Origin of the sequence: Martinezella hainanensis (assembly GCF_900094555.1) — a bacterium.
In the GTDB taxonomy this organism is placed as follows: Bacteria; Pseudomonadota; Alphaproteobacteria; order Rhizobiales; family Rhizobiaceae; genus Rhizobium; species Rhizobium hainanense.
Genome location: NZ_FMAC01000004.1, coordinates 481,068 through 504,132, shown reverse-complemented (window position 1 = coordinate 504,132; position 23,065 = coordinate 481,068). Strand labels below are relative to the sequence as shown.

Sequence of the window (23,065 nt, the reverse complement as noted above, 5' to 3'; positions counted from 1 at the left end):
TTAGAGATCGAGAACGAGACGTTCCGGATCTTCCAGGCTTTCCTTGACGCGGACGAGGAAGGTAACCGCTTCCTTGCCGTCGACGATACGGTGATCGTAGGAGAGTGCCAGATACATCATCGGGCGGATGACGACCTGACCGCCGATGGCGACCGGACGCTCCTGGATCTTGTGCATGCCGAGAATGCCCGACTGCGGTGCATTCAGGATCGGCGAGGACATCAGCGAACCGTAGACACCGCCATTGGTAATGGTGAAGGTGCCGCCCTGCATGTCGGCCATCGCCAGTGTGCCGTCGCGAGCAGCCTTTGCCAGACGGCCAAGCTCCTTCTCGACTTCCGCGATCGACATCTGATCTGCATCGCGGATCACGGGAACGACAAGACCCTTGTCGGTGCCGACAGCCATGCCGACGTGGCAGTAGTTCTTGTAGATGATGTCGGTGCCGTCGATCTCGGCGTTGACAGCCGGGAGTTCCTTCAGCGCATGCGTGACGGCCTTGGTGAAGAAGCCCATGAAGCCGAGCTTCACGCCATGCTTCTTCTCGAAGATGTCCTTATACTTGTTGCGCAGGTCCATGACGGCCTTCATGTCCACCTCGTTGTAGGTGGTGAGCATGGCGGCGGTATTCTGTGCATCCTTGAGGCGCTTGGCGATCGTCTGGCGCAGGCGGGTCATTTTGACGCGCTCTTCGCGGTTGACGTCCTCAACGGCGGTCGGGGCGCGGACGGCAACCGGAGCAGCAGGTGCGGCGGCAGGAGCCGAGGCAGCCTTGGCGACAGCAGCGATGACATCCCCCTTCAGGACCTGGCCGCGCTTGCCGCTGCCTTCGACCTGATCGGCGGAGAGATTGTTTTCAGCAAGCAGCTTACCGGCAGCCGGTGCCGGCGGCATGGAAGAGGCCGGAGCGGAAACGGCGGGGGCGGCAACCGGTGCAGCAGCGGCAGGCGCCGCAGCAGGGGCGGCGGCCTGGGCCGGAGCGGCGGCAGCGCCGTTGCCGGCGGAGATCTGGCCGAGCAGCGCGCCGAGACCTACGGTTTCGCCGGCCTGGGCAACGATTTCGGAGAGCGTGCCAGCGGAAGGCGCCGGAACTTCGATCGTCACCTTGTCGGTTTCAAGTTCGAGAAGCGGCTCATCGGCCTTGATGGCATCGCCGACCTTCTTGAACCAGGTACCGACGGTCGCTTCGCTGACGGATTCGCCGAGGGTAGGAACGCGGATTTCAGTGGCCATTGTTCAAATCCTGATTTTTCGTCTTTATGAGTTGGATGGAATTCCGGCGACAGATGGCCGGGGGACGGGTGATGCGCCGCGGCGCAAGCGCCCGAACGACCATAGCGGTCGACCGGACATTTGTTTGATTGCGGCGATAGGCGGCATGTTGCTGCATGGCGTCCATCTTCTCCCCCGTCGCATCATGCGGAAGGCTGGGGCGCGACGCCGCGATTTTCAAACGAAAATGCGTCATCGCGCAACCCCTCAACCGCCGAGCGCGTCCTCGAGGAACGCAGCAAGCTGCGACAGATGCTTGGACATCAGGCCCGTCGCCGGAGAGGCGGCGGCCGGACGGCCGGTGTAGCGAACGCGCTGGTACTTGGCATCGATATGGGCAAGCACCCATTCCAGGTACGGATCGATAAAGGACCATGCGCCCATGTTCTTCGGCTCTTCCTGGCACCAGACCATCTCCGCATTGCGGAAGCGGCTGAGCTCGTTGATGAGCGCCTTGGCCGGGAACGGATAGAGCTGCTCGATACGCAGCAGGTAGATATCGTCGATGCCGCGCTTCTCGCGCTCTTCCAGGAGGTCGTAATAGACCTTGCCCGAGCAAATGACGACGCGACGGATCTTGTTGTCCTTCTGCAGCTTGATCGGGCTGTCCTTGATCAGTTCGGCATCGTCCCACAGCAGGCGGTGGAACGAGCTTTCGCCAGCCATCTCCGCCAGTGTCGATACGGCGCGCTTGTGGCGCAGCAGCGACTTCGGCGTCATCAGGATCAGCGGCTTGCGGAAGTCGCGCTTCAGCTGGCGGCGCAGGATGTGGAAGTAGTTCGCCGGCGTCGTGACATTGGCGACCTGCATGTTGTCCTCGGCGCAGAGCTGCAGATAGCGTTCGAGGCGGGCAGAGGAGTGCTCCGGACCCTGACCTTCATAGCCATGCGGCAGCAGGCAGACAAGGCCGGACATGCGCAGCCACTTGCGTTCGCCCGACGAGATGAACTGGTCGAAGACGACCTGCGCGCCGTTGGCGAAGTCGCCGAACTGGGCTTCCCAGAGGGTCAGTGCGTTCGGACGAGCGAGCGAATAGCCGTATTCGAAACCGAGAACCGCTTCTTCCGACAGCATCGAGTTGATGACTTCGTAGCGGGCCTGGGTCGGCGACAGGTTTGCGAGCGGGATGTAGCGCTCTTCGGTCTCCTGATCGTAGAGAACCGAATGACGCTGCGAGAACGTTCCGCGTTCGCAGTCCTGACCTGACAGGCGGATCTTGTGACCATCGACGACGAGCGAACCGAATGCCAGGGCTTCCGCCATGGCCCAGTCGATACCTTCGCCCGTCTGCACCATGTTGGCGCGGTTTTCCATGAAACGCTGGATAGTGCGGTGCGCATGGAAGCCAGCCGGGATTTCCGACAGCTTGCGGCCGATTTCCTTGAGCGACTTCATCGGCACAGCGGTCTTGCCGCGGCGCTGTTCGTCGGCATTGTCGGCCGTGTGCAGACCGGACCACTCGCCGTCAAGCCAGTCGGCCTTGTTCGGCTTGTAGGACTGGCCGGCCTCGAACTCCTGCTCGAGATGGGCACGCCAGTCAGCCTTCATCTTTTCGACTTCGCCTTCAGTCAACACGCCTTCGCTGACCAGCCGCTGCGAGTAAAGCTGCAGGACCGTGCTGTGTGCACGGATGACCTTGTACATGTTCGGCTGCGTGAAGGACGGTTCATCGCCTTCGTTATGGCCGTAGCGGCGATAGCAGAACATGTCGAGAACCACAGGCTTGTGGAACTTCATGCGGAATTCGGTCGCAATCTTCGCGGCATAGACGACGGCTTCCGGATCGTCACCGTTGACGTGGAAGATCGGCGCTTCGATCATCTTTGCGACGTCGGACGGATAGGGCGACGAGCGCGAGAAGGCCGGATTGGTGGTGAAACCGATCTGGTTGTTGATGATGACGTGCATCGTGCCGGCAACGCGATGACCGCGCAGACCGGAGAGGCCGAGGATTTCGGCAACGACACCCTGGCCGGCGAAAGCCGCGTCGCCATGGATGAGAAGCGGCACGACCTTGGCACGCTCGGAAAGCGGGATGATGTCGCCGTCCCACTGGGTGGCGCCCATGTCCTGCTTGGCGCGGGCCTTGCCCATGACGACCGGGTTGACGATTTCGAGGTGCGACGGGTTTGCCGTCAGCGAGACGTGCACCTTGGCGCCGTCGAAATCACGGTCCGAGGAGGCACCGAGATGGTACTTCACGTCGCCCGAACCTTCGACTTCGTCAGGCGCATAGGAACCGCCCTTGAACTCGTGGAAGATGGCGCGGTGCGGCTTGCCCATGACCTGGGACAGCACGTTCAGACGGCCGCGATGGGCCATGCCGAACACGGCTTCCCGCAGACCGAGCTGGCTGCCGCTCTTCAGGATCTGTTCGAGCGCCGGGATCAGCGATTCGCCACCATCGAGGCCGAAGCGCTTGGTGCCCTTGAACTTGACGTCGAGAAACTGCTCGTAGCCTTCGGCTTCGATGACCTTCTGGAGGATGGCCTTCTTGCGCTCGGGATTGAACGCAATGCCCTTGTCCGGCCCTTCGATGCGTTCCTGAATCCAAGCCTTTTCCTCCGGGTTGGAGATGTGCATGAATTCGACGCCGAGGGTGGAGCAGTAAGTGCGCTCGAGAATCTCGATCATCTCGCGAATGGTTGCGAATTCGAGGCCGAGTACGTTGTCGATGAAGATCTTGCGGTCGAAGTCGGCCTCGGTGAAGCCATAGGCTTCCGGCGACAGCTCCTTGTAGTCTTCGACCGGTGCGGCGATGCCGAGCGGATCGAGCTTGGCATGCAGGTGGCCGCGCATGCGATAGGCGCGGATCATCATGATGGCGCGAACGCTATCGCGCGTCGCCTGCAGGACGTCGGTCGCGCTGGCCGGCGTACCGGCGGTTTCGGCCTTCGCCTTCAGTTTGGTTTCGATAACCTTCTCGACAACGCCCCAGTCGCCATCGAGCGCGGAGACCAGATCGCCCTTTGCTGGGATCGGCCAGTTCTTGCGCTGCCAGGAGGCGCCCTTGGCTGCCTTCTTCACATCGTCGGGGCTATCCTCGAGCGCCTTGAAGAAAGACCGCCATTCGTCGGAAACCGATGAAGGATCGTCCTCATAGCGCGCGTAGAGCTGCTCGATATAGGCAGCATTGGCGCCATCCAGGAACGAGGTGATCTGAAATTGCTCGTTGGCTTCTTGCCTTGCCATGGTGAATCTGCGGGCGCTCTCGCCCGTCTCCCAACTTGTTTGCATTGCCGGTTTTCGGGTCCCCGGCGACCGTATTTCGTTCGCGGCCGCCACGGCCACAGGTATGCACTTGCGAGTATCGAAACCGGACGGGACAAGGCAGCTGCCGCCCCGTCCGGCCTTGCTATGGGTAGGCTCAGCCCTTCAGGACTTCCACCAGCGTCTTGCCGAGACGCGCCGGCGACGGCGACACGCGGATGCCTGCCGATTCCATCGCCGCGATCTTGTCTTCCGCGCCGCCCTTGCCGCCGGAGATGACGGCGCCGGCATGGCCCATCGTGCGGCCGGGAGGTGCCGTGCGGCCGGCGATAAAGCCGACCATCGGCTTCTTGCGGCCCTTCTTGGCTTCGTCCTTGAGGAACTGTGCGGCGTCTTCTTCAGCCGAGCCGCCGATTTCGCCGATCATGATGATCGATTTGGTTTCGTCGTCGGCGAGGAACATTTCCAGGATATCGATGAATTCGGTGCCCTTGACCGGGTCGCCGCCGATGCCGACAGCCGTCGTCTGGCCGAGGCCTTCATTGGTGGTCTGGAATACGGCCTCATAGGTCAGGGTGCCGGAACGCGAGAGGACGCCAACGGAGCCCTTCTTGAAGATGGAGCCCGGCATGATGCCGATCTTGCATTCGTTCGGGGTCAGAACGCCAGGGCAGTTCGGTCCGATCAGGCGCGACTTCGACTTGATCAGACGGTCCTTGACCTTGACCATGTCGGCAACCGGAATGCCTTCCGTGATGCAGACGATGAGCGGGATCTCGGCTTCGATCGCTTCGAGGATCGCAGCCGCAGCACCCGCCGGCGGGACGTAGATGACCGAAGCGTTGGCGCCGGTGGCGTCCTTGCCTTCGGCAACGGACTTGAAGATCGGCAGCTTTTCGCCGTCCTTACCGGTCCAGGTTTCACCGCCCTTGGAAGGGTGGATACCGCCGACCATCTTCGTGCCGTGATAGGCAAGCGCCTGTTCGGTGTGGAAGGTACCGGTCTTGCCGGTCAGGCCCTGAACCAGAACCTTGGTGTCTTTGTTGATGAGAATAGACATGCGAGGCCTTTGTTACGAGAGGTTGGAAGACGCGGAGGCAACGCGGCGATATGAGCCGCTGACGACCTCCTGCCATGTATCGCTGCCGGCGGGCGAGAACGTGACGCCCATGCGGTAGCAGTCTTCATTTTCGAACTGGAAGAGAGTGCGTTGCTGACCGCGCGGCGAGACCTTGGTCAGGACAAGCTTGTCGTCGATCCATTCGCCGGAAGCCGGCGCGGCAGGCACGAAACCCACTGTATCGAACTGATAGAGCTTGTAGGCCTGATCGGTAGCGTCGAAGCCGAGAATGTTCCGGGCTTCGAACGACGTGCTGCCGTCCCGCGTCTGCACGTAGCGCTGTTCGACGAAAAATCCGCCGAACAGACACTCGGCCGTGAGGCGCGCGGTTGCCGTGCCTTCCTTCGTCCAGGCCGAAGCCGCGACATGCTCTTCCCCTTCCCAGGTGCCGGCAAAGGCACCGAGGCGGAGATGAGCAGCCGTTGGAGCGAAGGAAGCAGCCATCCCGATCAGCCCTTGACTGCCTTCACGATCTTCTGGGCGGCATCGTCCAGGTCATCTGCAGAGATGACGTTGAGACCGGATTCGTTGATGATCTTCTTGCCGAGCTCGACATTGGTGCCTTCGAGACGAACGACGAGCGGAACCTTCAGACCGACTTCCTTGACGGCTGCAAGCACGCCTTCGGCAATGACGTCACACTTCATGATGCCGCCGAAGATGTTGACCAGAATGCCCTGGACAGCCGGATCGGCAGTGATGATCTTGAAGGCTGCGGTGACCTTTTCCTTGGTGGCGCCACCGCCGACATCGAGGAAGTTCGCCGGCTCGGCACCGTAGAGCTTGATGATGTCCATGGTTGCCATGGCAAGGCCGGCGCCGTTGACCATGCAGCCGATGTTGCCGTCGAGGGCGACATAGGCGAGATCATATTCGTGCGCCTGGATTTCCTTCTCATCTTCTTCCGACGTATCGCGCAGCGCGCGGACGTCTTCATGACGGAAGAGAGCATTGCCGTCGAAGGAAACCTTGGCGTCGAGGACGCGCAGGCGGCCGTTGGTCATGACGATCAGCGGATTGACTTCCAGCAGCGCCATGTCCTTCTCGACGAAGGCCTTGTAGAGGATCGGGAAGAGCTTGGCAGCGTCTTCGCGGGCGGCACCCTCGAGCTTCAGCGCGTCGGAAAGGGCAGCCGTGTTGGCAGCCGTCACGCCCGTCGACGGGTCGATGGCAACGGTGATGATCTTTTCCGGCGTGTCGTGCGCGACGGTCTCGATGTCCATGCCGCCTTCGGTCGAAACGACGAAAGCGACCTGACCGACGGAGCGGTCGACCAGGATCGAGAGATAGAGTTCGCGGTCGATATCGGCGCCGTCTTCGATGTAGAGGCGGTTGACCTGCTTGCCGGCCGGTCCGGTCTGCTTGGTCACCAGCGTGTGGCCGAGCATTTCCTTGGCGTTGGCGACGACGTCGTCAACGGACTTGGCGAGGCGAACGCCGCCCTTGGCGTCCGGGCCGAGTTCCTGGAACTTGCCCTTGCCGCGGCCGCCGGCGTGGATCTGGCTCTTGACGACGTAAAGCGGACCTGGAAGCTGCTTGGCAGCAGCGGCGGCTTCATCGGCGGAGAAGATGGCAACGCCGTCCGCGACGGGTGCGCCATAGGTCTTCAGCAGCGCCTTGGCCTGGTATTCATGAATGTTCATGGATTTATCCCTGTTGGAACGCGGAAATTACTTCAGCGACGGCGCGATCGTGGCGCAGGCTTCGCAAAGACCCGCAACGGCTGCGACCGACTTGTCGAAGGCTTCCTTTTCGGCCTTGTTCAGGTCGATCTCGATGACGCGTTCGATGCCGCCGGCACCGATGACGGTGGGAACGCCGACATACATGTCCTTGACGCCATACTGGCCGTCGAGGTGAGCGGCGCAAGGCAGGACGCGCTTCTTGTCCTTGAGGTAGGACTCAGCCATCGCGATGGCGGAAGCAGCCGGAGCATAATAGGCAGAGCCGGTCTTGAGCAGGCCGACGATCTCGGCGCCGCCATCACGGGTGCGCTGGATGATTTCTTCGAGGCGTTCTGCGGTGAGCCAGCCCATGGTGACAAGGTCGGTCAGCGGGATGCCGGCAACGGTGGAGTAGCGAGCGAGCGGCACCATCGAGTCGCCGTGACCACCAAGAACGAAAGCCGTGACGTCTTCGACGGAAACGTTGAATTCCTTGGCGAGGAACAGGCGGAAGCGCGAGCTATCGAGCACGCCGGCCATGCCAACGACCTTGTTGGTCGGCAGGCCAGAAAACTTCTGCAATGCCCAGACCATCGCGTCGAGCGGGTTGGTGATGCAGATCACGAAAGCGTTCGGGGCATACTTCTTGATGCCGGCGCCGACCTGCTCCATGACCTTGAGGTTGATGCCGAGAAGATCGTCGCGGCTCATGCCCGGCTTGCGGGGAACGCCGGCGGTGACGATGCAGACGTCAGCGCCTTCGATCGCGGAATAGTCGCTGGCGCCGGTGAGGTTGGCGTCGAAGCCTTCGACCGGCGAAGACTGGGCGATGTCGAGACCCTTGCCCTGAGGGATGCCGTCCGCGATGTCGAACAGGACGATGTCGCCCAGTTCCTTCAGGCCGGCGAGATGCGCCAGCGTGCCACCAATCATGCCAGAACCAATAAGTGCGATCTTGTTGCGCGCCATTTCGGTGTATCCTTTGCGATCAAAATCCGTGGCGGGACACCGTGACAGGCATCCACAATAGCCGCCAATCGCATAGACCCAAAGGTCGAAATTGGCAATTGATTATTTTGAGATCAGGAATTTCAATCGGTTAGATCGAAAATAACTTACGTAAACGTAAGATATTCTGTCACCGATTTGTTACTCGGCAGCGCGCCTGGCCGGAGTCTGGGCCAGATATTCGGCACTGCGCATCTCGAAAAGCCGCGATGCCGTGCGGTCGAATTCGAAGCCTTCCGTCCCGCGCCGCTCCTCCAGAAGATCCTCCGGCATGGCAGCGGCAGACACATAAAGACGGATATTGTGATCGTAGAGCGTGTCGATGAGAATGATGAAGCGCTTGGTCTGGTTGCGCTTGTCCGGCCCGAGCCTCGGCACGCGATCGAGGAAGATCGTATCGAAACGTTCGGCGATGGCGAGGAAATCGGCTGGCCCGAGCGGCGCGTCGCAAAGATCGGCGAAGGAGAAACGCGCCATGCGTTCGACGGCGAGCGGCACGTGGATGGATCGCCCCTTCATCGGGATCTCCGCCGGCTGCGCCTTGCGGCCGTGCAGCGCCTGCATCCAGGATGCATCCATTGCCATGTCGGTGCGCTGATCGAGCGGCGTCAGATAGACGGGCTGGCTGTTCAGCTTCTCCATGCGGTAGTCGGTCGGCGAATCCAGCGTCACCACGTCGACATGCTTCTTCAAGAGATCGATGAAGGGCAGGAAGAGGCCTCGATTGAGCCCGTCGCGATAGAGATTGTCGGGCTCGACATTCGAGGTGGCGATCAACACGCAGCCGAGCGAGAACAGCTCGGAAAAAAGCCGCGACAGGATCATCGCATCGGCAATATCGGTGACGGTGAATTCGTCGAAGCACAGCAGTTCGGCTTCGGCGTAGAGATCGGCGGCAACGGGCGGTATGGGATCGGCCTGCTTCGTCTCGCCGTTCTTGAATTTCAGCCGCTGCGCCGCGATGCGATTGTGCACATCGGTCATGAACTCAAAAAAATGCGCCCGGCGCTTCTTCTGGCAGGGCGCCATCGAGAAGAACATGTCCATCAGCATGGTCTTGCCGCGGCCAACGCTGCCGTGAATGTAGAGGCCTTTGATCGCCTCGACGGACTTCTTGCGCGCGGCAAACATCCAGCCGAGCGCGCTGGATTTGGCAGCGGGCCGCTTCCGCTTGAGATCGGCGAGCACGCGGTCCAGCATTTTCGCCACATCCATCTGCGCCGAATCCACCTGAAGGGACCCGGACGCCGTCAGCGCCTTCAGCTGTTCGCAGACGCTGATCGAGTAATCTGGCATGGGCTGCATGGGGAAATATCCGCCTGTGCAAAATGGGGCGCACCCAAAGGATGCTGCCCCTTTCAAATAAGCTTATCGGCTGAGGCTGAGCGGCTGGCCGGAGGCGGTCGAACCGTCGAAACGCGAATCGGCGGTCTTGTAGACGGTGCCGATCGTGGAGCCGTCGCGGTTCTTCAGCAGAACCTGCTTGCCCGAAACTTCCCACGAACCCATCGAGGTGAGCTCGCCCGCACAGCCGCGCGTACCGCCGCGCGAGCCGCTGCCGAGGTTCGTCAGCGTCAGGAACATGTCGCAGCTCGATCCGCCGTTGCTGACCTTCCAGCTGCCGACCATCGATTCCTTCGTGACATCCATGGCCGAGGCCGCCATCGCCTGCTGCTGCGCAGGATTGGCCGCATTCGGCGCGCTCGCCGGCGCTGCCGGGAATTGCGAACCGTTACCCGCGCCGGGAGGCGGAAGCTGGCTGGATTGAACCGAGGGAACAGGCTGAGCCTGCAGTGGTGCCGGAGACGAATAACTGTCGTTATTGTATGCCGTGCGCTGGCAACCGGCAAGCGACAGGCCAATCACCGCAGCCGTCACTGCATATCTAAACTGCATCATCACACTCCTGATTGATTGTCCACCGCTGACATCTGCAAAGTGATGTTTAATGATGTCCGAATTATCGTATTTCACTTTGGTTAATCAAGTCGATACCGCCACAAATTGCCGAAGGCCATAGCTGGACAAGAATCGGGTGGTTTCAAGGCTCAACCCACCGAACCAGAGGTAAAATACACGGAAGCGGCGAATTTCGACGCCCCCTGAGCATTGAGGGCGCGTCGAAAAAGATCGAAGCAGCGGGTCAGACCCGCCGCTCGACCATCATCTTCTTGATTTCGGCGATTGCCTTGGCCGGGTTCAGACCCTTCGGGCAGGTCTGGGCACAGTTCATGATCGTGTGGCAACGATAGAGGCGGAAGGGGTCCTCGAGGTTGTCGAGGCGTTCGCCCTTGGCTTCGTCTCTGGAGTCGATCAGCCAGCGATAGGCCTGCAGGAGGACAGCGGGGCCGAGATAGCGGTCGCCGTTCCACCAGTAGCTCGGACAGGAGGTCGAGCAGCAGGCGCAGAGAATGCACTCGTAGAGACCATCGAGCTTCAGGCGGTCCTCATGGCTCTGCTTCCATTCCTTGGCCGGCGGCGGCGATACCGTCTTCAGCCAGGGCTCGATCGAGCGGTGCTGGGCGTAGAAGTTCGTCAGATCCGGCACGAGGTCCTTGACGACGGGCATGTGCGGCAGCGGATAGATCTTCACCGTGCCCTTGATCTCGTCGAGACCCTTGGTGCAGGCGAGCGTGTTGGTGCCATCGATGTTCATCGCGCAGGAGCCGCAAATGCCTTCGCGACAGGAGCGGCGCAGCGTCAGCGTCGGGTCGATCTTGTTCTTGATGTAGAGCAGACCGTCGAGCACCATCGGGCCGCAATCGTCGACATCGATATAATAGGTATCGATGCTCGGATTCTGGCCGTCATCCGGGCTCCAGCGATAGACGCGGAATTCGCGCGTATTCTTGGCGCCGACCGGCTTCGGCCAGACCTTGCCTTCGCGCATCTGAGAGTTCTTGGGGAGAGCGAGTTCAACCATGGTCAGTTCCTCTCAGATCAGTACACGCGTGCCTTCGGCTCGATCTTGTGCGGATCGATGCCTTCGGCGATCAGGTCGGTGTGAACGGGACGATAGTCGAGCTTCACATCGCCTGCATCGTTGACCCAGGCAAGCGTATGCTTGCGCCAGTTCTCGTCGTCGCGGCCAGCGAACTTGCCCTCGGTATAGTCTTCGCGGGCATGCGAGCCACGGCTTTCCTTGCGGGCCTCGGCGCCGTAGATCGTCGTGATGGCGTTGGCCATCAGATTGTGCAGTTCCAGCGTTTCGACGAGGTCGGAATTCCAGATCAGCGAACGGTCGGTGACCTTGATGTCGGCCATTTCCTTCCAGATCTCCGAAAGGCGGCGGACGCCGGATTCCAGCGATTCCTGGGTGCGGAACACGGCGGCATCTTCTTGCATGGCGCGCTGCATCTTCTCGCGAAGTGCAGCCGTCGGCGTCGAGCCGCTGGCGTGGCGCAGGCGATCGAAGCGATCCATGATCTTGTCGCAGGCCGCAACATTGAGGGCTGGCACCGGACCGTCGCGGTCGATGACCTGGCCGGCGCGGATGGCGGCGGCGCGGCCGAAGACCACGAGGTCGATCAGCGAGTTGGAGCCGAGGCGGTTGGCGCCGTGCACCGAAGCGCAGCCGGCTTCGCCGACGGCCATCAGGCCCGGCAGCACGCGCTCGGGATTGTTGCTGTCGGCGTTCAGCACTTCGCCCCAGTAGTTCGTCGGAATGCCGCCCATGTTGTAGTGAACGGTCGGCAGGACCGGGATCGGGTCGCGGGTCACGTCGACGCCGGCGAAGATGCGGGCGCTCTCGGAAATACCCGGCAGACGCTCGTGCAGCACCGCCGGATCGAGATGGTCGAGATGCAGGAAGATGTGATCCTTGTTCTTGCCGACGCCGCGTCCCTCGCGGATTTCAAGCGTCATGCAGCGCGAAACGACGTCGCGCGAGGCAAGGTCCTTCGCCGAAGGAGCATAGCGTTCCATGAAGCGCTCGCCCTCGGAATTGACGAGATAGCCGCCTTCGCCGCGCGCGCCTTCGGTGATCAGGCAGCCCGAACCGTAGATGCCGGTCGGATGGAACTGCACGAATTCCATGTCCTGCAGCGGCAGGCCGGCGCGGGCCACCATGCCGCCACCGTCGCCGGTGCAGGTATGGGCCGAAGTGGCCGAGAAATAGGCGCGACCGTAGCCGCCGGTCGCCAGCACGACCATCTTGGCGGCGAAGCGATGGATTGTGCCGTCATCGAGACACCAGGCGACAACACCGGTGCAGCGGCTGCCGTCATCGGACATGATGAGATCGAGCGCGAAGTATTCAATGAAGAATTCGGCGTTGTTGCGCAGCGACTGGCCATAGAGCGTGTGCAGGATGGCGTGGCCCGTACGGTCGGCGGCAGCGCAGGTGCGCTGCACCGGCGGTCCTTCGCCAAAATTCTGCATGTGGCCACCGAACGGGCGCTGATAGATCTTGCCTTCCTCGTTGCGCGAGAACGGCACGCCGTAATGCTCGAGTTCGTAGACGGCCTTCGGCGCTTCCATGACCATGTACTGCATCGCGTCGACGTCGCCGAGCCAGTCGGAGCCCTTGACGGTGTCGTAGAGGTGCCACTGCCAGCTATCCGGCGTCATGTTCTGCAGCGAGGCGGCAATGCCGCCCTGCGCCGCGACGGTGTGCGAACGGGTGGGGAAGACCTTGGTGATGCAGGCGGTGCGGAAGCCCTGCTCGGCCATGCCAAGCGTGGCGCGCAGGCCGGCGCCGCCGGCGCCGACGACGATCACGTCATAGGAGTGATCGATATACTTGTAGGCTTTCCCGTTCTGGGCAGCCCCATTCTGAGCGGATGAGTTCGGTGCCATGATGCAATTATCCTACGAACGCGATCTTCAGAATGGCGAAAAGACAGAGCCCGGCCATGATGATCGCAAAGAACGTGTTGAGCATGAGAAGGACGATCTTGCCGAATTCGCCGTGGACATAGTCCTCGATGATGACCTGCATGCCGAGCTTCATGTGAATGACGCCGGAGATCACCATCAGGCCGAAGATGACGGCCACGATCGGGTTCGAGATCGCATGCACGACTTCCGCATAGGGCGCGCCGGCATAGATGATCAGGAAGATGACGAAGAAAAGGAAGAGGGGAACGTTGGCAACGGCGGTCAGGCGCTGACGCCAGAAATGATCGGTGCCTTCCTTGGCGGAACCGAGACCGCGGACTTTGCCCAGAGGAGTGCGCATATCCATGAGAAATATCCTTTAAAGCATGATCCCGAAAGGCGCCCAGGCGCTTCCGGGAGCGATCATGCCAATCAACCCAGGCGGATGGCGATGCCGATGATCCAGACCAGCGCGGTCAGACAGATCGAGGCGATGAGCGTGAACTTGGCCATCTTCGTCGAGACGGCGGGGTCGAAACCGTGCCCGAGATCCCAGACGAAGTGGCGGAGGCCGCCGATCATATGGTGCAGCAGCGCCCAGGTGTAGCCGAGCAGGACGATGCGGCCGATAATCGTGCCCATGATCCAGTTGACCAGATCGAAATAGCCCTGTCCCGTCGCCGCGGCGATCAGCCACCAGGCAACCAGCACCGTGCCGAAGTAGAGCGCGCCGCCGGTGATACGGTGAACGATCGACATGACCATGGTGGGGATGGGTTTGTAGATTTGCAGATGCGGCGACAGGGGCCGGTTTTGTGTGACGTTCGCCATCAGAACCTCGCGGCGTTACGATACGCTTAGAACCCGGATATCCGGGGCAACGCGCGCGCAGGGATGCGCAGTGTGCGTTGCATCATTGCGACCATTAATCACACAGACGTCCATCGACAAGCACAATTGATGCCTGCATCGAATTTAATCGATTCGGGTCGCTCTGCACTTTAGCGAGCATGCAATGACGGGCCTCCCATTCCGGACCATTTACCATTTCGGCAACCCTGGCGTGGACTTGGCGTCGGTCTTGAGGCAATCTGCCGTTAAGATTTCATTAACCGATCGGAAGCGGGGCGAATCATGAAGCCGCATCTTTTCAAGGCAGCAGCACTCGTTCTGGCGGCAGCCGCTCTTTCTTTCGCACCGGCCTCGGCGGGCGACTATCGCCACTGGCGTCATCACAACCAAGCCGGTATCGTGCGCCTGAACCAGATTTCCCAGCCTCAGAGTTCAGCGCATCAACCGGCCAGGATCGTGATCATGGAACGCCGTGACGCGGCGAACGCCGGCAGCTATGCCGGCTCGGCAGACGTCTACCGGGCCGATGGCGGCACCTATGTTATCGGCTATGGCGGCTATAATCCTTATGCTCAACCCGCTGCGACGCAACTGAGGCCGAAGGCGAAAGTCATTGATGTCCGCTATGCCGGCAATCCCTGCGCATACGAAGCCGGCGTCTGTGTCATCCGACACTGATGGTTATCAGCTGGCGAGAAACCGCCAGACCGTCGTTTTCTTGACTTCGCTGTCCTCGAGCGCCCGCGTGACCGGCACCTGATAGGTCGCCTGCGCTTCCAGGCGATCCTTGGGAAGGTAGGCCCTGCCGGGATCGCCGACCAGAACGGTCCGGCCCCCGCCCGCCAAACGCCTGAACCAGGGAACGAGCTTCTCTGCAAAATCGCGATCGTAGAAGACATCGCCGGCAAGGATGACATCCGCATCCACGGCGTCGCCGATGATATCGGCGCCGGCAAAGTCGAGATCGACACCATTTTCAGCGGCATTGAGCCGGATCGCCGTGCCCGCCCAGGGATCGATATCGACGGCAAGCACATGGTTTGCACCCGCAAGCCTGGCCGCAATCGCGACGAGCCCGGAGCCGCTCGCAAAATCCAGTACGGTCTTGCCGGCAACGATCTCCGAATGATCGAGGATGTAGCGCGCCAGACCCTGGCCGCCCGCCCAGGCAAAAGCCCAGAAGGGTGGCGGCAGGCCGATCTCTTCCAGCTCCTCCTCCGTCTTCAGCCAGAGGTCATGCGCCTCGCTTGCCAGATGCAGCCGGATTTCCGGCACATGCGGCGACGCCATCAGGCTGGTATTGGAGCGGATGAAGCTTTCCGGATCGGTTCTCACTCAACCTCCAGCCGGATCAGACCGGCGGGTTGTCCAGGCCGCCCATGCGGCAGACTTCGAGCCATTCATCATCCGTCACCGGCTGCACGGAAAGCCGCATGGAAGTGACGAGCGCCATCTGCGAGAGCTTCGGGTTGGCCTTGATGTCCTTGAGGGTCACGGGGTTCGGCATGTCGCGAACGGCGCGGATGTCGACACATTCCCAACGCGGATCGTCCTTGGCGGTCGAATCCGGATGCGCCAGCGCGCAGACCTCGACGATGCCGACGACTTCGAGCCCGTCATTGGAGTGATAGAAGAAGCCCTTGTCGCCGATCTGCATCGCCCGCATGTTGTTGCGGGCGAGGTAGTTGCGCACGCCGGTCCACTCGGTTCCCTTTTCGCCGGCATCCTTTTGCTGCTGCCAGGACCAGGAGGACGGCTCGGATTTATAAAGCCAGTGCGCCATCTCTCATGCCTCCGGCTTGTTGAAGACCCAGTTGAACGGCTTGATCTCGACGCTCTCGAACAGGCCAGCCTTCGTATAAGGATCGGCATCGGCAATCGCGACCGCCGCTTCGACACTTTCCGCCTCGACAATCACGAGGCTGCCGTTCGGCTTGCCTTCGGCGTCCAGGAACGGACCCGCCATCTTCAACGTTCCCTCGGCATTGAGCTTGTTCAGATGCTCCACATGCGCCGGACGCGTCTCCATGCGGACGTTGAGGTAACCGGGCTTGTCCTTGCAGACAAAGGCGAACAGCATGATAGGCTCCTTTGGGTATCCAAAAATTATTCCGTGGTGATCGGCCGTGTCATCAATTGCCCGATGGCTGTGGAAATGTCGAGCTTGCCGTCGATGATGGCGGAAACCGCGTCGGTGATCGGCATGTCGACGCCGAGTTCGTGGGCGAGCCGCGCCGCGATGGAGGCAGCATAGGCGCCTTCGACCAGCGTGCCATGTGTCGGATCCACGATCTCACCCTGGCCAAGCGCAATGCCGAAGCGCAGATTGCGGGATTGATGGCTGGTGGCCGTCAGCACGAGGTCGCCGAGCCCCGATAGGCCGCGCACGGTTTCAGCCTTCCCACCTTTGGCCGCGACGAAGCGCGACATCTCTGCGAGACCGCGACTGATGAGCGCCGCCCGGGCGGAATCGCCGATGCCACGGCCCTCGACGATACCGCAGGCAATCGCGAGAACATTCTTTAGCGCGCCGCCCAGCTGCACGCCGATGCGGTCATCCGAAGCATAAAGACGGAAGGTCGGGCCGGAAATCGCCTGGGCAAGCCGTTCGGCCACAGCCATATCGGCGGCGGCGATCGCCATCGCCGTCGGCAGACCCTTGGCGATATCGGCGGCAAAGCCCGGTCCGGAGAGAACGGCAATGGCATGCTGCGGCAGCTCCCGCGCCAGCATGTCGGTCAGGAGATCGCCGGAAACCTTGTCGATGCCCTTGGCGCAGGTGACGATGATGGCATCCTTGCCGAGATAGGGGCCGTAATGCCGGGCTGCATCCGCCTGCGCCTGCGATGGCATGGCAAAAAGCACGATGCCGGCATTGGAAATAGAGTCGGCTTCGGCCGAGAACTGCAGCGAATCCGGCAGTGCGATCCCTGGCAGCACGGCGTCGTGCATGCGATCGGCGGCAAGATCCTTCATCAGTCCGGCATTGCGGCCGACGAGCGTCACGTCGCTGCGGCCGGTGAGCGCGATGACGGCGGCGAGCGCCGTGCCGAAAGCGCCGGCGCCGATGACTGCGATCCGCTCGTTGCCGCTCATGCCTTCGCTCCCCGTTTGCCGTGCCCGAGCAGGGTTTCCGCCTTCTGATCCAGCGGCCAGCGCGAGCGAGGCTGCACATCGAGATCGTCAGGGGCAGCACCCGTTGCCATGCGCTCCAGTCCGGCCCAGGCGATCATGACGGCATTATCGGTACACAATCTCAATGGCGGCGCGATGAAGCGAAAGCCATTGGCATCGCAAAGCTCCTGTAGCGTGCGGCGCAGCTCAAGATTGGCGGCGACACCTCCGGCGACGACAAGCGACGGCTTTTCCTCAGTCTTCGGAAATTCCGTCTTGAAGCGCTGCAGGCCGCGACCGATGCGGTCCTTCAACGTGCGCGAGATCGCTTTCTGGAAGGAGGCGCAGATATCGGCGATATCCTGCTCCGTGACGGGCGCGATCGCCGTTGCTGCCTGCCGTACCGCCGTTTTCAGACCGGAAAAGGAAAAATCGAGGCGCGTCTCGCCAACGAGCGGCCGCGGAAGATCGAAGCGGTCCGGATTACCGCTTTTCGCGGCTGCCTCAACGGCCGGACCACCGGGGTAAGGCAGCCCCAGAAGCTTGGCCGTCTTGTCGAAGGCTTCACCGAGCGCATCATCGATGGTCGTGCCCCAGCGCTCGTACTCGCCGACGCCGCGCACCAGGATCAGCTGCGTGTGGCCGCCCGAAACGAGCAGCATGAGGTAGGGAAACGCAAGCCCGTCCGTCAGCCGCGCCGTCAGGGCATGGCCTTCCAGATGGTTGATGGCGTATAATGGCTTGCCTGTGGCGCGGGAGATCGCCTTGCCCGTCATCAGCCCGACGAGCAACCCGCCGATGAGGCCCGGACCGGACGTGGCGGCAATGGCATCGACGTCCGAGAGCGACACATTGGCGCGTTTCAATGCTTCGTCGATCAGCGTATCCAGCGCCTCGACATGCGCCCGCGCGGCGATTTCCGGCACGACGCCGCCATAGGCGCTATGTTCGTCCAGCTGGCTGAGGACGACGTCGGAACAGACCGTGGGCGTGCCGTCATCCCGGCGCTCGACAATGGCTGCAGCGGTTTCGTCGCAGCTTGTTTCGATGCCGAGAATGCGAATAACGGATGCCATGGAGAAAGTTCGTTGCCTACAGGTCGATTGCGGTAAAGCGGAAATATGGTTACGGGAACTGTCGGTAACAACGGATCAAAGCGGATGCAAACAAAACCTTTCCGGATCGGCACGCGCGGCAGCCCGCTGGCGCTCGCCCAGGCACATGAGGCACGCGACCGTCTGATGGCGGCCCATGGTCTTCCGGAAGAGATGTTCGAAGTCGTCGTCCTCACCACCAAGGGCGATCGCATCACCGACCGCTCGCTCGCGGCGATCGGCGGCAAGGGCCTGTTCACGGAAGAGCTGGAAGAGAAGCTGACTTCGGGCGAGCTCGACTTCGCCGTGCATTCCGCCAAGGACATGGCAACTAAGCTGCCGCAAGGCCTCGCGCTAAATGCTTATCTGCCCCGCGAGGATATGCGCGATTCAGTCATCGGCCGCACAGCGCCGAAATTGATCGAGCTTCCGCATGGCGCCACCGTCGGCTCTGCATCGCTGCGCCGCCAGGCGCTGATCCGCCGGCTGCGTCCAGATATCAACGTCATCACCTTCCGCGGCTCCGTGCAGACCCGCCTGCGCAAGCTGGAAGAGGGCCAGGCGGATGCGACGCTCCTTGCCGTTGCCGGCTTGAAGCGGCTGGGCAATGTCGAAGTCATCACCGATATTCTCGACCCCGACGAGTTCCCGCCCGCACCGGCGCAAGGCGCAATCGCCATCGAAAGCCGCATCGACGACAGCAGGATGAACGACCTGCTCGCCGCCATCAATGATCCGCCGACCTTCGACGCCGTATCCTGCGAACGCGCCTTCCTGGCGGCGCTTGACGGCTCCTGTCGCACGCCGATAGCCGGCTATGCAATCTGCGAAGGCGATCATCTGCGCTTCTTCGGCATGATTCTCACTCCGGATGGCACACAGGTGCATACGACCACCATCGAAGGTCATCGCCGCGATGCCGAGGCGCTCGGCATCAATGCCGGCCAGGCGATCCGTGCCGAAGCCGGCAGCACCTTCTTCGAAGATTGGATCTGATAGAGGATGCGCGTCGTCGTCACCCGCCCTCGGCATTCGGGTGAACGCACCATGCGACGGCTGGCGCAGATGGGGCACGAGCCCCTATTGCTGCCGCTGGCTGAACCTGCCCACAATATCGAGGAAGCGAGACGAGCGCTGCTCGCCACGCAGGACGCCATCGCCGCCACCAGCGCCGAGGCGATCCGGGCACTTTCGCTATTGGGCTCTGATCTTAAGCCTCATCTCGATCGCCGCCTCTTCGCAGTGGGAAAGGCAACGGCCAAAGAGGCGGCCGATCTCGGGTTCCGTAATATTACTATATCCGAAGGCGGCGGCATGGAGCTTGCCGCCGCGATTTCCAGCCATCCGTCAGACCCGAGCAGCGGCCCTCTCCTCTATCTTGCGGGTTTTCCGCGGGCGGCCAGCTTTGAAGCCGGCTTGACGGAGCGGCACCTGCCTTTCCTGACCATCGAATGCTACCGGATGCAGGATATCATCCCCGACGACGCCATTCTCCGTCGGCTTTTCGCCGACGCCCGCGCCGATGCCGTACTGCTTTATTCCCACGAGACGGCGAAGCGCCTTTTCAGCCTGCCGTTCGTTCGGCACAGCCCTGGCATCTTTGCCGAAACACGATTTCTCTGCCTGAGCGAAACCATCGCCGCAGCCGTTCCGGAGCGGCTGCGACCCCATGTCGATATCGCCGACATGCCGAATGAAGACAGGCTTATGGCGCTTCTGACCCACGCGTAAAGTCGCAATTTTGATGTAAGGCCTTTCCATAACCGCCTTGTCTGTCTAACTTCGTTGCAGCGCATGATAAAGAGGACCTCATGGTATCGCGAAAAACGCCTAACCATTCGAAGCCCAACGACGAACCGGTCACGATCGATCTGGAAGCCGAAAAAACTGCGCAGGACGCAGCTCCCGAAGATTTGACCGAGCGCAGCCATGGCGAGCTTGGCTCCTCCTCGGCTGACGAAGTGGAAATGCCGCTCGAAGCGGAGAAGGAACCGCTTCGCGAGGACACCCACGAGCCGCGCGCCACAGCCGCAGTCGAAGAGCCGCAAGCGGTAGAACAGAAGGCCGATCCCGCGCCGTCTCGCGCCGAAATCCCGCCCCATGCCGAACGCCCGCAGCCGCGAGAGGGATCGACCTCCGGCCTTATCGCGGCCGGCATCGTCGGCGGTTTGATCGCACTCGTCGGGGCCGGCGCTTTGCAATATGCGGGCGTCCTGCCTGGCGGCCGCGCCGGCAAGGATAATTCCGCTGCGATCACGGCCTTGAATGCCGAGATCGACGGTCTCAAGCAAAGCATCGCCAATCTCGCCGCCGCACCGGCCGCAAAGCCGGACGAGACGCTGACCGCCCGTGTCGCAGCGCTTGAGACGAGCGCTGCCAACGGTGCTTCGGCAAATGGCTCGGGCAGCGCCGCAAATCCTGCTTCCGATCAGAAGATTGCTTCGCTCACTAGCGAGGTCGAGCAGCTGAAATCGGATCTCAGCAAGGCAACCCAGAGCCAGGCAACCTCCGATGCTGAAGTCAGCAAACGTCTCGATGACGCCGAAAAGAAGCTGAGCGGACCGAGCCAGGAAAGCGCGGTTGCCCGCGCGATTGCGGCGGCGGCCTTGAAGGCAGCCATCGACCGCGGCGGCCCCTTCCAGCCGGAGCTCGACACCTTCGCCAATGTCGCCTCGGACGATCCGGCGGTCGCCGCTCTCAAGAATTTCGCCCAGACCGGCGTCCCCTCGCGTGCCGACCTGATCCGTCAGGTTTCCGATGTCGCGACCGCAATCGTCGCGACGGCACAAACGGACGATCCGAACCAGAGCTGGAGCAGCCGCCTGATGTCGGGCGCCAAGTCGCTGGTTCAGGTCCGTCCTGTCGGCAATGTCCCCGGTGACAGCATCGATGCCATCGCCGCCCGCTTCGAGGACAAGGTCAGAAATGGCGATCTGCCGGGCGCCGTGACCGAGTGGAACAGCCTGCCCGATGCAGCCAAGACGGCTTCGGCCGCCTTCAAGCAATCGCTTGAGGCCCGTATCCGCGTCGAGGATCTGGTAAGCGATGCCCTGTCGAAGGCGATCGCCAATACCGGGAAACAGAACTAGAGCATGATGCCGAAAAGTGTGAGCGGTTTTCGGACGACATCATGCTCTACCTATTTGATTTTAGAGCGGATTCAGATTTTAGATCGTTACGATCTAAAATCATCCGGCTCTAATGACGGAGCGCAGCAATGATCAGACTGCTTATCTTCGCCATTCTCGTCCTGGCTCTCGGCTATGGCTTTTCCTGGCTGGCGGATCGCCCCGGCGATCTCTCGCTGGTCTGGGGAGGTCAGCTTTACCAGACAAAGCTGATCGTCGCCGCCGCGATCCTGATTGCGATTGTGGCCGCGGTGATGATCGCCTGGTGGTTCGTGCGGCTGATCTGGACGTCGCCCTATTCCGTCACCCGCTATTTCCGCGCCCGTAAGCGTGATCGCGGCTATCAGGCGCTGTCGACCGGCCTGATCGCCGCCGGCGCCGGCAATTCGCTTCTGGCCCGCAAGATGGCGGCACGCACCCGCGGCCTCATCCGCGCCGATCAGGAGCCACTCATCAATCTGCTCGAGGCTCAGGCCGCTTTGATCGAAGGCAAGCACGACGAGGCCCGGCAGAAGTTCGAGCTGATGGCCAACGATCCCGAGACCCGCGAACTCGGCTTGCGCGGCCTCTATCTTGAAGCCAAGCGCCTCGGCGCGCATGAGGCAGCGCGGCAATATGCCGAGAAGGCCGCCGATCAGGCACCCTACCTTCCCTGGGCAGCACAGGCGACATTGGAATATCGCAGCCAGTCCGGCCGCTGGGACGACGCTATCAAACTGTTGGATCAGCAGAAGGCCGCTCAGGTCGTCGACAAGACGACGGCCAATCGTCAACGCGCCGTGCTGCTGACGGCGCGCGCCAGCGACAGGCTGGAGAACGATCCCACTGGCGCGCGCGACGATGCGCTGGCGGCCTTGAAGCTCGTCGGCGATTTCGTGCCCGCCGCACTGATCGCCGCAAAGGCGCTCTTCCGCGAAGACAAGGTGCGCAAGGCGGCCTCCACGCTCGAACAGGTCTGGAAGGCACATCCGCATCCCGAAATCGGCAAGGCCTATGTGCGGGCTCGCAGCGGCGATTCCGTCCTCGACCGCCTGAAGCGCGCCGAACGACTTGAAGCCATCCGCCCGAACAATGTCGAAGCGCTGCTGCTGACCGCGAAGGCGGCGCTCGATGCCGGCGATTTCGCCAAGGCCCGCGCCAAGGCGGAAGCCGCCGCACGGATCGATGCGCGCGAGGGCGCCTTCCTGCTTCTCGCTGACATCGAAGAAGCCGAAACCGGCGATCAGGGACGTGTCCGTCACTGGATGGCGCAGGCATTGCGCGCGCCGCGCGACCCCGCCTGGGTTGCCGATGGCTTCGTCTCGGAAAAATGGCTGCCGCTCTCACCGATCACGGGCCGTCTCGACGCCTTCGAATGGAAGGCGCCGTTCGGTCAGATCGAAGGCCCGGTGGAAGAAGGCTCCACCGTGTCGGTCGACGCCGCGCTGAAGTCGCTGCCGCCGGTGAATGCGGCCGCTTCCGCAACCGCGCACGAGAAGGTGACCTCACCGAAAGTTGCATCGCCGGCCGCCGATACCTATGTCATGGAATTGGAGCCCGCCGTAGCAAAGGCCGCGGCGAGTGCACCGATAGCAGCGCCGAAGCCAGCACAGCAGGATGCCGAGCCCAGGCCCTTCTTCGGTGGTGCGCCCGATGACCCGGGCGTGAAGGATCACAAGCTTGAACCGGAATCCAAGACGCGGCTCAAGTTGTTTTAGGCAATTCCGGCAAAAGGGTGCAGCGGTTCTGCGTCCGGAATTGCGGGAAGACAAAAGGATCGAGCATGGTGCCCCAAGAACCCTGCTC

Annotated in this window: 21 protein-coding genes and 1 pseudogene; 5 read left to right on the top strand and 17 right to left on the bottom strand. The window is 61.9% G+C overall.

The features are described 5' to 3' along the window. From odhB to sdhC, 12 genes are all read right to left on the bottom strand, one after another. Positions 1–1,233, bottom strand: a complete 1,233-nt coding sequence (gene odhB / locus GA0061100_RS16045; RefSeq protein WP_075853678.1) for a 2-oxoglutarate dehydrogenase complex dihydrolipoyllysine-residue succinyltransferase — start codon at positions 1,231–1,233, stop codon at positions 1–3. 246 nt (positions 1,234–1,479) lie between these two features. Next, positions 1,480–4,464, bottom strand: a complete 2,985-nt coding sequence (locus GA0061100_RS16035; protein ID WP_075853676.1) for a 2-oxoglutarate dehydrogenase E1 component — start codon at positions 4,462–4,464, stop codon at positions 1,480–1,482. Between the two features lie 175 nt (positions 4,465–4,639). Beyond that, positions 4,640–5,542: a succinate--CoA ligase subunit alpha gene (gene sucD / locus GA0061100_RS16030; RefSeq protein ID WP_075853675.1), complete on the bottom strand. Its 903-nt coding sequence runs from the start codon at positions 5,540–5,542 to the stop codon at positions 4,640–4,642. A 12-nt stretch (positions 5,543–5,554) separates the two neighbouring features. Further along, entirely contained in the window at positions 5,555–6,046 is a 492-nt protein-coding gene (locus GA0061100_RS16025; RefSeq protein ID WP_075853674.1) for a DUF1579 family protein, read from the bottom strand. Between the two features lie 5 nt (positions 6,047–6,051). Then, the gene (gene sucC / locus GA0061100_RS16020) at positions 6,052–7,245 is read right to left on the bottom strand and encodes an ADP-forming succinate--CoA ligase subunit beta (protein WP_075853673.1); all 1,194 of its coding nucleotides are present in this window, start codon (positions 7,243–7,245) and stop codon (positions 6,052–6,054) included. 27 nt (positions 7,246–7,272) lie between these two features. After that, positions 7,273–8,235 carry a malate dehydrogenase gene (gene mdh, locus GA0061100_RS16015; protein ID WP_015341411.1) on the bottom strand — a complete coding sequence of 321 codons (963 nt, stop codon included), beginning with the start codon at positions 8,233–8,235 and terminating at the stop codon, positions 7,273–7,275. 180 nt (positions 8,236–8,415) lie between these two features. Further along, positions 8,416–9,579, bottom strand: a complete 1,164-nt coding sequence (gene zapE, locus GA0061100_RS16010; protein ID WP_075853672.1) for a cell division protein ZapE — start codon at positions 9,577–9,579, stop codon at positions 8,416–8,418. A 63-nt stretch (positions 9,580–9,642) separates the two neighbouring features. Next, positions 9,643–10,170 (bottom strand): protease inhibitor Inh/omp19 family protein, encoded by a 528-nt coding sequence (locus GA0061100_RS16005; RefSeq protein WP_075853829.1) that lies wholly within the window; start codon positions 10,168–10,170, stop codon positions 9,643–9,645. Positions 10,171–10,417: 247 nt separating this feature from the next. Continuing rightward, positions 10,418–11,197: a succinate dehydrogenase iron-sulfur subunit gene (locus tag GA0061100_RS16000; RefSeq protein ID WP_075853671.1), complete on the bottom strand. Its 780-nt coding sequence runs from the start codon at positions 11,195–11,197 to the stop codon at positions 10,418–10,420. A 17-nt stretch (positions 11,198–11,214) separates the two neighbouring features. Then, positions 11,215–13,071: a succinate dehydrogenase flavoprotein subunit gene (sdhA, locus tag GA0061100_RS15995; protein WP_075853670.1), complete on the bottom strand. Its 1,857-nt coding sequence runs from the start codon at positions 13,069–13,071 to the stop codon at positions 11,215–11,217. Between the two features lie 7 nt (positions 13,072–13,078). Continuing rightward, the gene (sdhD, locus tag GA0061100_RS15990; protein WP_047630645.1) at positions 13,079–13,459 is read right to left on the bottom strand and encodes a succinate dehydrogenase, hydrophobic membrane anchor protein; all 381 of its coding nucleotides are present in this window, start codon (positions 13,457–13,459) and stop codon (positions 13,079–13,081) included. Positions 13,460–13,524: 65 nt separating this feature from the next. Beyond that, positions 13,525–13,923, bottom strand: coding sequence for a succinate dehydrogenase, cytochrome b556 subunit (gene sdhC / locus GA0061100_RS15985; protein ID WP_075853669.1), 399 nt, complete (start codon positions 13,921–13,923; stop codon positions 13,525–13,527). A 303-nt stretch (positions 13,924–14,226) separates the two neighbouring features. Between sdhC and GA0061100_RS15980 the strand changes: the two genes are divergently transcribed. Then, positions 14,227–14,622 (top strand): hypothetical protein, encoded by a 396-nt coding sequence (locus GA0061100_RS15980; RefSeq protein ID WP_075853668.1) that lies wholly within the window; start codon positions 14,227–14,229, stop codon positions 14,620–14,622. 6 nt (positions 14,623–14,628) lie between these two features. Here GA0061100_RS15980 and GA0061100_RS15975 read toward each other — a convergent pair. From GA0061100_RS15975 to tsaD, 5 genes and pseudogenes are all read right to left on the bottom strand, one after another. After that, positions 14,629–15,279, bottom strand: a pseudogene (locus GA0061100_RS15975) (class I SAM-dependent methyltransferase); the annotation flags it as partial. A gap of 16 nt (positions 15,280–15,295) precedes the next feature. Continuing rightward, positions 15,296–15,727 carry an EVE domain-containing protein gene (locus tag GA0061100_RS15970; protein ID WP_075853666.1) on the bottom strand — a complete coding sequence of 144 codons (432 nt, stop codon included), beginning with the start codon at positions 15,725–15,727 and terminating at the stop codon, positions 15,296–15,298. Positions 15,728–15,730: 3 nt separating this feature from the next. Then, entirely contained in the window at positions 15,731–16,024 is a 294-nt protein-coding gene (locus GA0061100_RS15965) for a YciI-like protein (protein WP_075853665.1), read from the bottom strand. Positions 16,025–16,050: 26 nt separating this feature from the next. Further along, positions 16,051–17,040, bottom strand: coding sequence for an NAD(P)H-dependent glycerol-3-phosphate dehydrogenase (locus GA0061100_RS15960; RefSeq protein WP_075853664.1), 990 nt, complete (start codon positions 17,038–17,040; stop codon positions 16,051–16,053). Beyond that, on the bottom strand, positions 17,037–18,134 hold the full coding sequence (gene tsaD / locus GA0061100_RS15955; RefSeq protein WP_075853663.1) for a tRNA (adenosine(37)-N6)-threonylcarbamoyltransferase complex transferase subunit TsaD: 1,098 nt from the start codon (positions 18,132–18,134) through the stop codon (positions 17,037–17,039). Before tsaD ends, GA0061100_RS15960 begins: the two co-directional genes overlap by 4 nt. An 84-nt stretch (positions 18,135–18,218) precedes the next feature. On the opposite strand from tsaD, the gene hemC reads away from it, so the two are divergent. The 4 genes from hemC (at position 18,219) to GA0061100_RS15935 (ending at position 22,977) form a co-directional block, all read left to right on the top strand. Then, the gene (hemC, locus tag GA0061100_RS15950; protein WP_075853662.1) at positions 18,219–19,148 is read left to right on the top strand and encodes a hydroxymethylbilane synthase; all 930 of its coding nucleotides are present in this window, start codon (positions 18,219–18,221) and stop codon (positions 19,146–19,148) included. Positions 19,149–19,154: 6 nt separating this feature from the next. Further along, the gene (locus tag GA0061100_RS15945; protein WP_075853661.1) at positions 19,155–19,883 is read left to right on the top strand and encodes a uroporphyrinogen-III synthase; all 729 of its coding nucleotides are present in this window, start codon (positions 19,155–19,157) and stop codon (positions 19,881–19,883) included. 80 nt (positions 19,884–19,963) lie between these two features. Next, positions 19,964–21,241: a COG4223 family protein gene (locus GA0061100_RS15940; protein ID WP_075853660.1), complete on the top strand. Its 1,278-nt coding sequence runs from the start codon at positions 19,964–19,966 to the stop codon at positions 21,239–21,241. Between the two features lie 128 nt (positions 21,242–21,369). Next, positions 21,370–22,977 carry a heme biosynthesis protein HemY gene (locus GA0061100_RS15935; protein WP_075853659.1) on the top strand — a complete coding sequence of 536 codons (1,608 nt, stop codon included), beginning with the start codon at positions 21,370–21,372 and terminating at the stop codon, positions 22,975–22,977. Positions 22,978–23,065 lie beyond the last annotated feature (88 nt).

Bases quoted from the DNA above. Each gene is read 5' to 3' on its own strand.
- odhB (WP_075853678.1), bottom strand. From the start codon at position 1,233: ATGGCCACTGAAATCCGCGTTCCTACCCTCGGCGAATCCGTCAGCGAA.
- GA0061100_RS16035 (WP_075853676.1), bottom strand. From the start codon at position 4,464: ATGGCAAGGCAAGAAGCCAACGAGCAATTTCAGATCACCTCGTTCCTG.
- sucD (WP_075853675.1), bottom strand. From the start codon at position 5,542: ATGTCTATTCTCATCAACAAAGACACCAAGGTTCTGGTTCAGGGCCTG.
- GA0061100_RS16025 (WP_075853674.1), bottom strand. From the start codon at position 6,046: ATGGCTGCTTCCTTCGCTCCAACGGCTGCTCATCTCCGCCTCGGTGCC.
- sucC (WP_075853673.1), bottom strand. From the start codon at position 7,245: ATGAACATTCATGAATACCAGGCCAAGGCGCTGCTGAAGACCTATGGC.
- mdh (WP_015341411.1), bottom strand. From the start codon at position 8,235: ATGGCGCGCAACAAGATCGCACTTATTGGTTCTGGCATGATTGGTGGC.
- zapE (WP_075853672.1), bottom strand. From the start codon at position 9,579: ATGCAGCCCATGCCAGATTACTCGATCAGCGTCTGCGAACAGCTGAAG.
- GA0061100_RS16005 (WP_075853829.1), bottom strand. From the start codon at position 10,170: ATGCAGTTTAGATATGCAGTGACGGCTGCGGTGATTGGCCTGTCGCTT.
- GA0061100_RS16000 (WP_075853671.1), bottom strand. From the start codon at position 11,197: ATGGTTGAACTCGCTCTCCCCAAGAACTCTCAGATGCGCGAAGGCAAG.
- sdhA (WP_075853670.1), bottom strand. From the start codon at position 13,071: ATGGCACCGAACTCATCCGCTCAGAATGGGGCTGCCCAGAACGGGAAA.
- sdhD (WP_047630645.1), bottom strand. From the start codon at position 13,459: ATGGATATGCGCACTCCTCTGGGCAAAGTCCGCGGTCTCGGTTCCGCC.
- sdhC (WP_075853669.1), bottom strand. From the start codon at position 13,923: ATGGCGAACGTCACACAAAACCGGCCCCTGTCGCCGCATCTGCAAATC.
- GA0061100_RS15980 (WP_075853668.1), top strand. From the start codon at position 14,227: ATGAAGCCGCATCTTTTCAAGGCAGCAGCACTCGTTCTGGCGGCAGCC.
- GA0061100_RS15970 (WP_075853666.1), bottom strand. From the start codon at position 15,727: ATGGCGCACTGGCTTTATAAATCCGAGCCGTCCTCCTGGTCCTGGCAG.
- GA0061100_RS15965 (WP_075853665.1), bottom strand. From the start codon at position 16,024: ATGCTGTTCGCCTTTGTCTGCAAGGACAAGCCCGGTTACCTCAACGTC.
- GA0061100_RS15960 (WP_075853664.1), bottom strand. From the start codon at position 17,040: ATGAGCGGCAACGAGCGGATCGCAGTCATCGGCGCCGGCGCTTTCGGC.
- tsaD (WP_075853663.1), bottom strand. From the start codon at position 18,134: ATGGCATCCGTTATTCGCATTCTCGGCATCGAAACAAGCTGCGACGAA.
- hemC (WP_075853662.1), top strand. From the start codon at position 18,219: ATGCAAACAAAACCTTTCCGGATCGGCACGCGCGGCAGCCCGCTGGCG.
- GA0061100_RS15945 (WP_075853661.1), top strand. From the start codon at position 19,155: ATGCGCGTCGTCGTCACCCGCCCTCGGCATTCGGGTGAACGCACCATG.
- GA0061100_RS15940 (WP_075853660.1), top strand. From the start codon at position 19,964: ATGGTATCGCGAAAAACGCCTAACCATTCGAAGCCCAACGACGAACCG.
- GA0061100_RS15935 (WP_075853659.1), top strand. From the start codon at position 21,370: ATGATCAGACTGCTTATCTTCGCCATTCTCGTCCTGGCTCTCGGCTAT.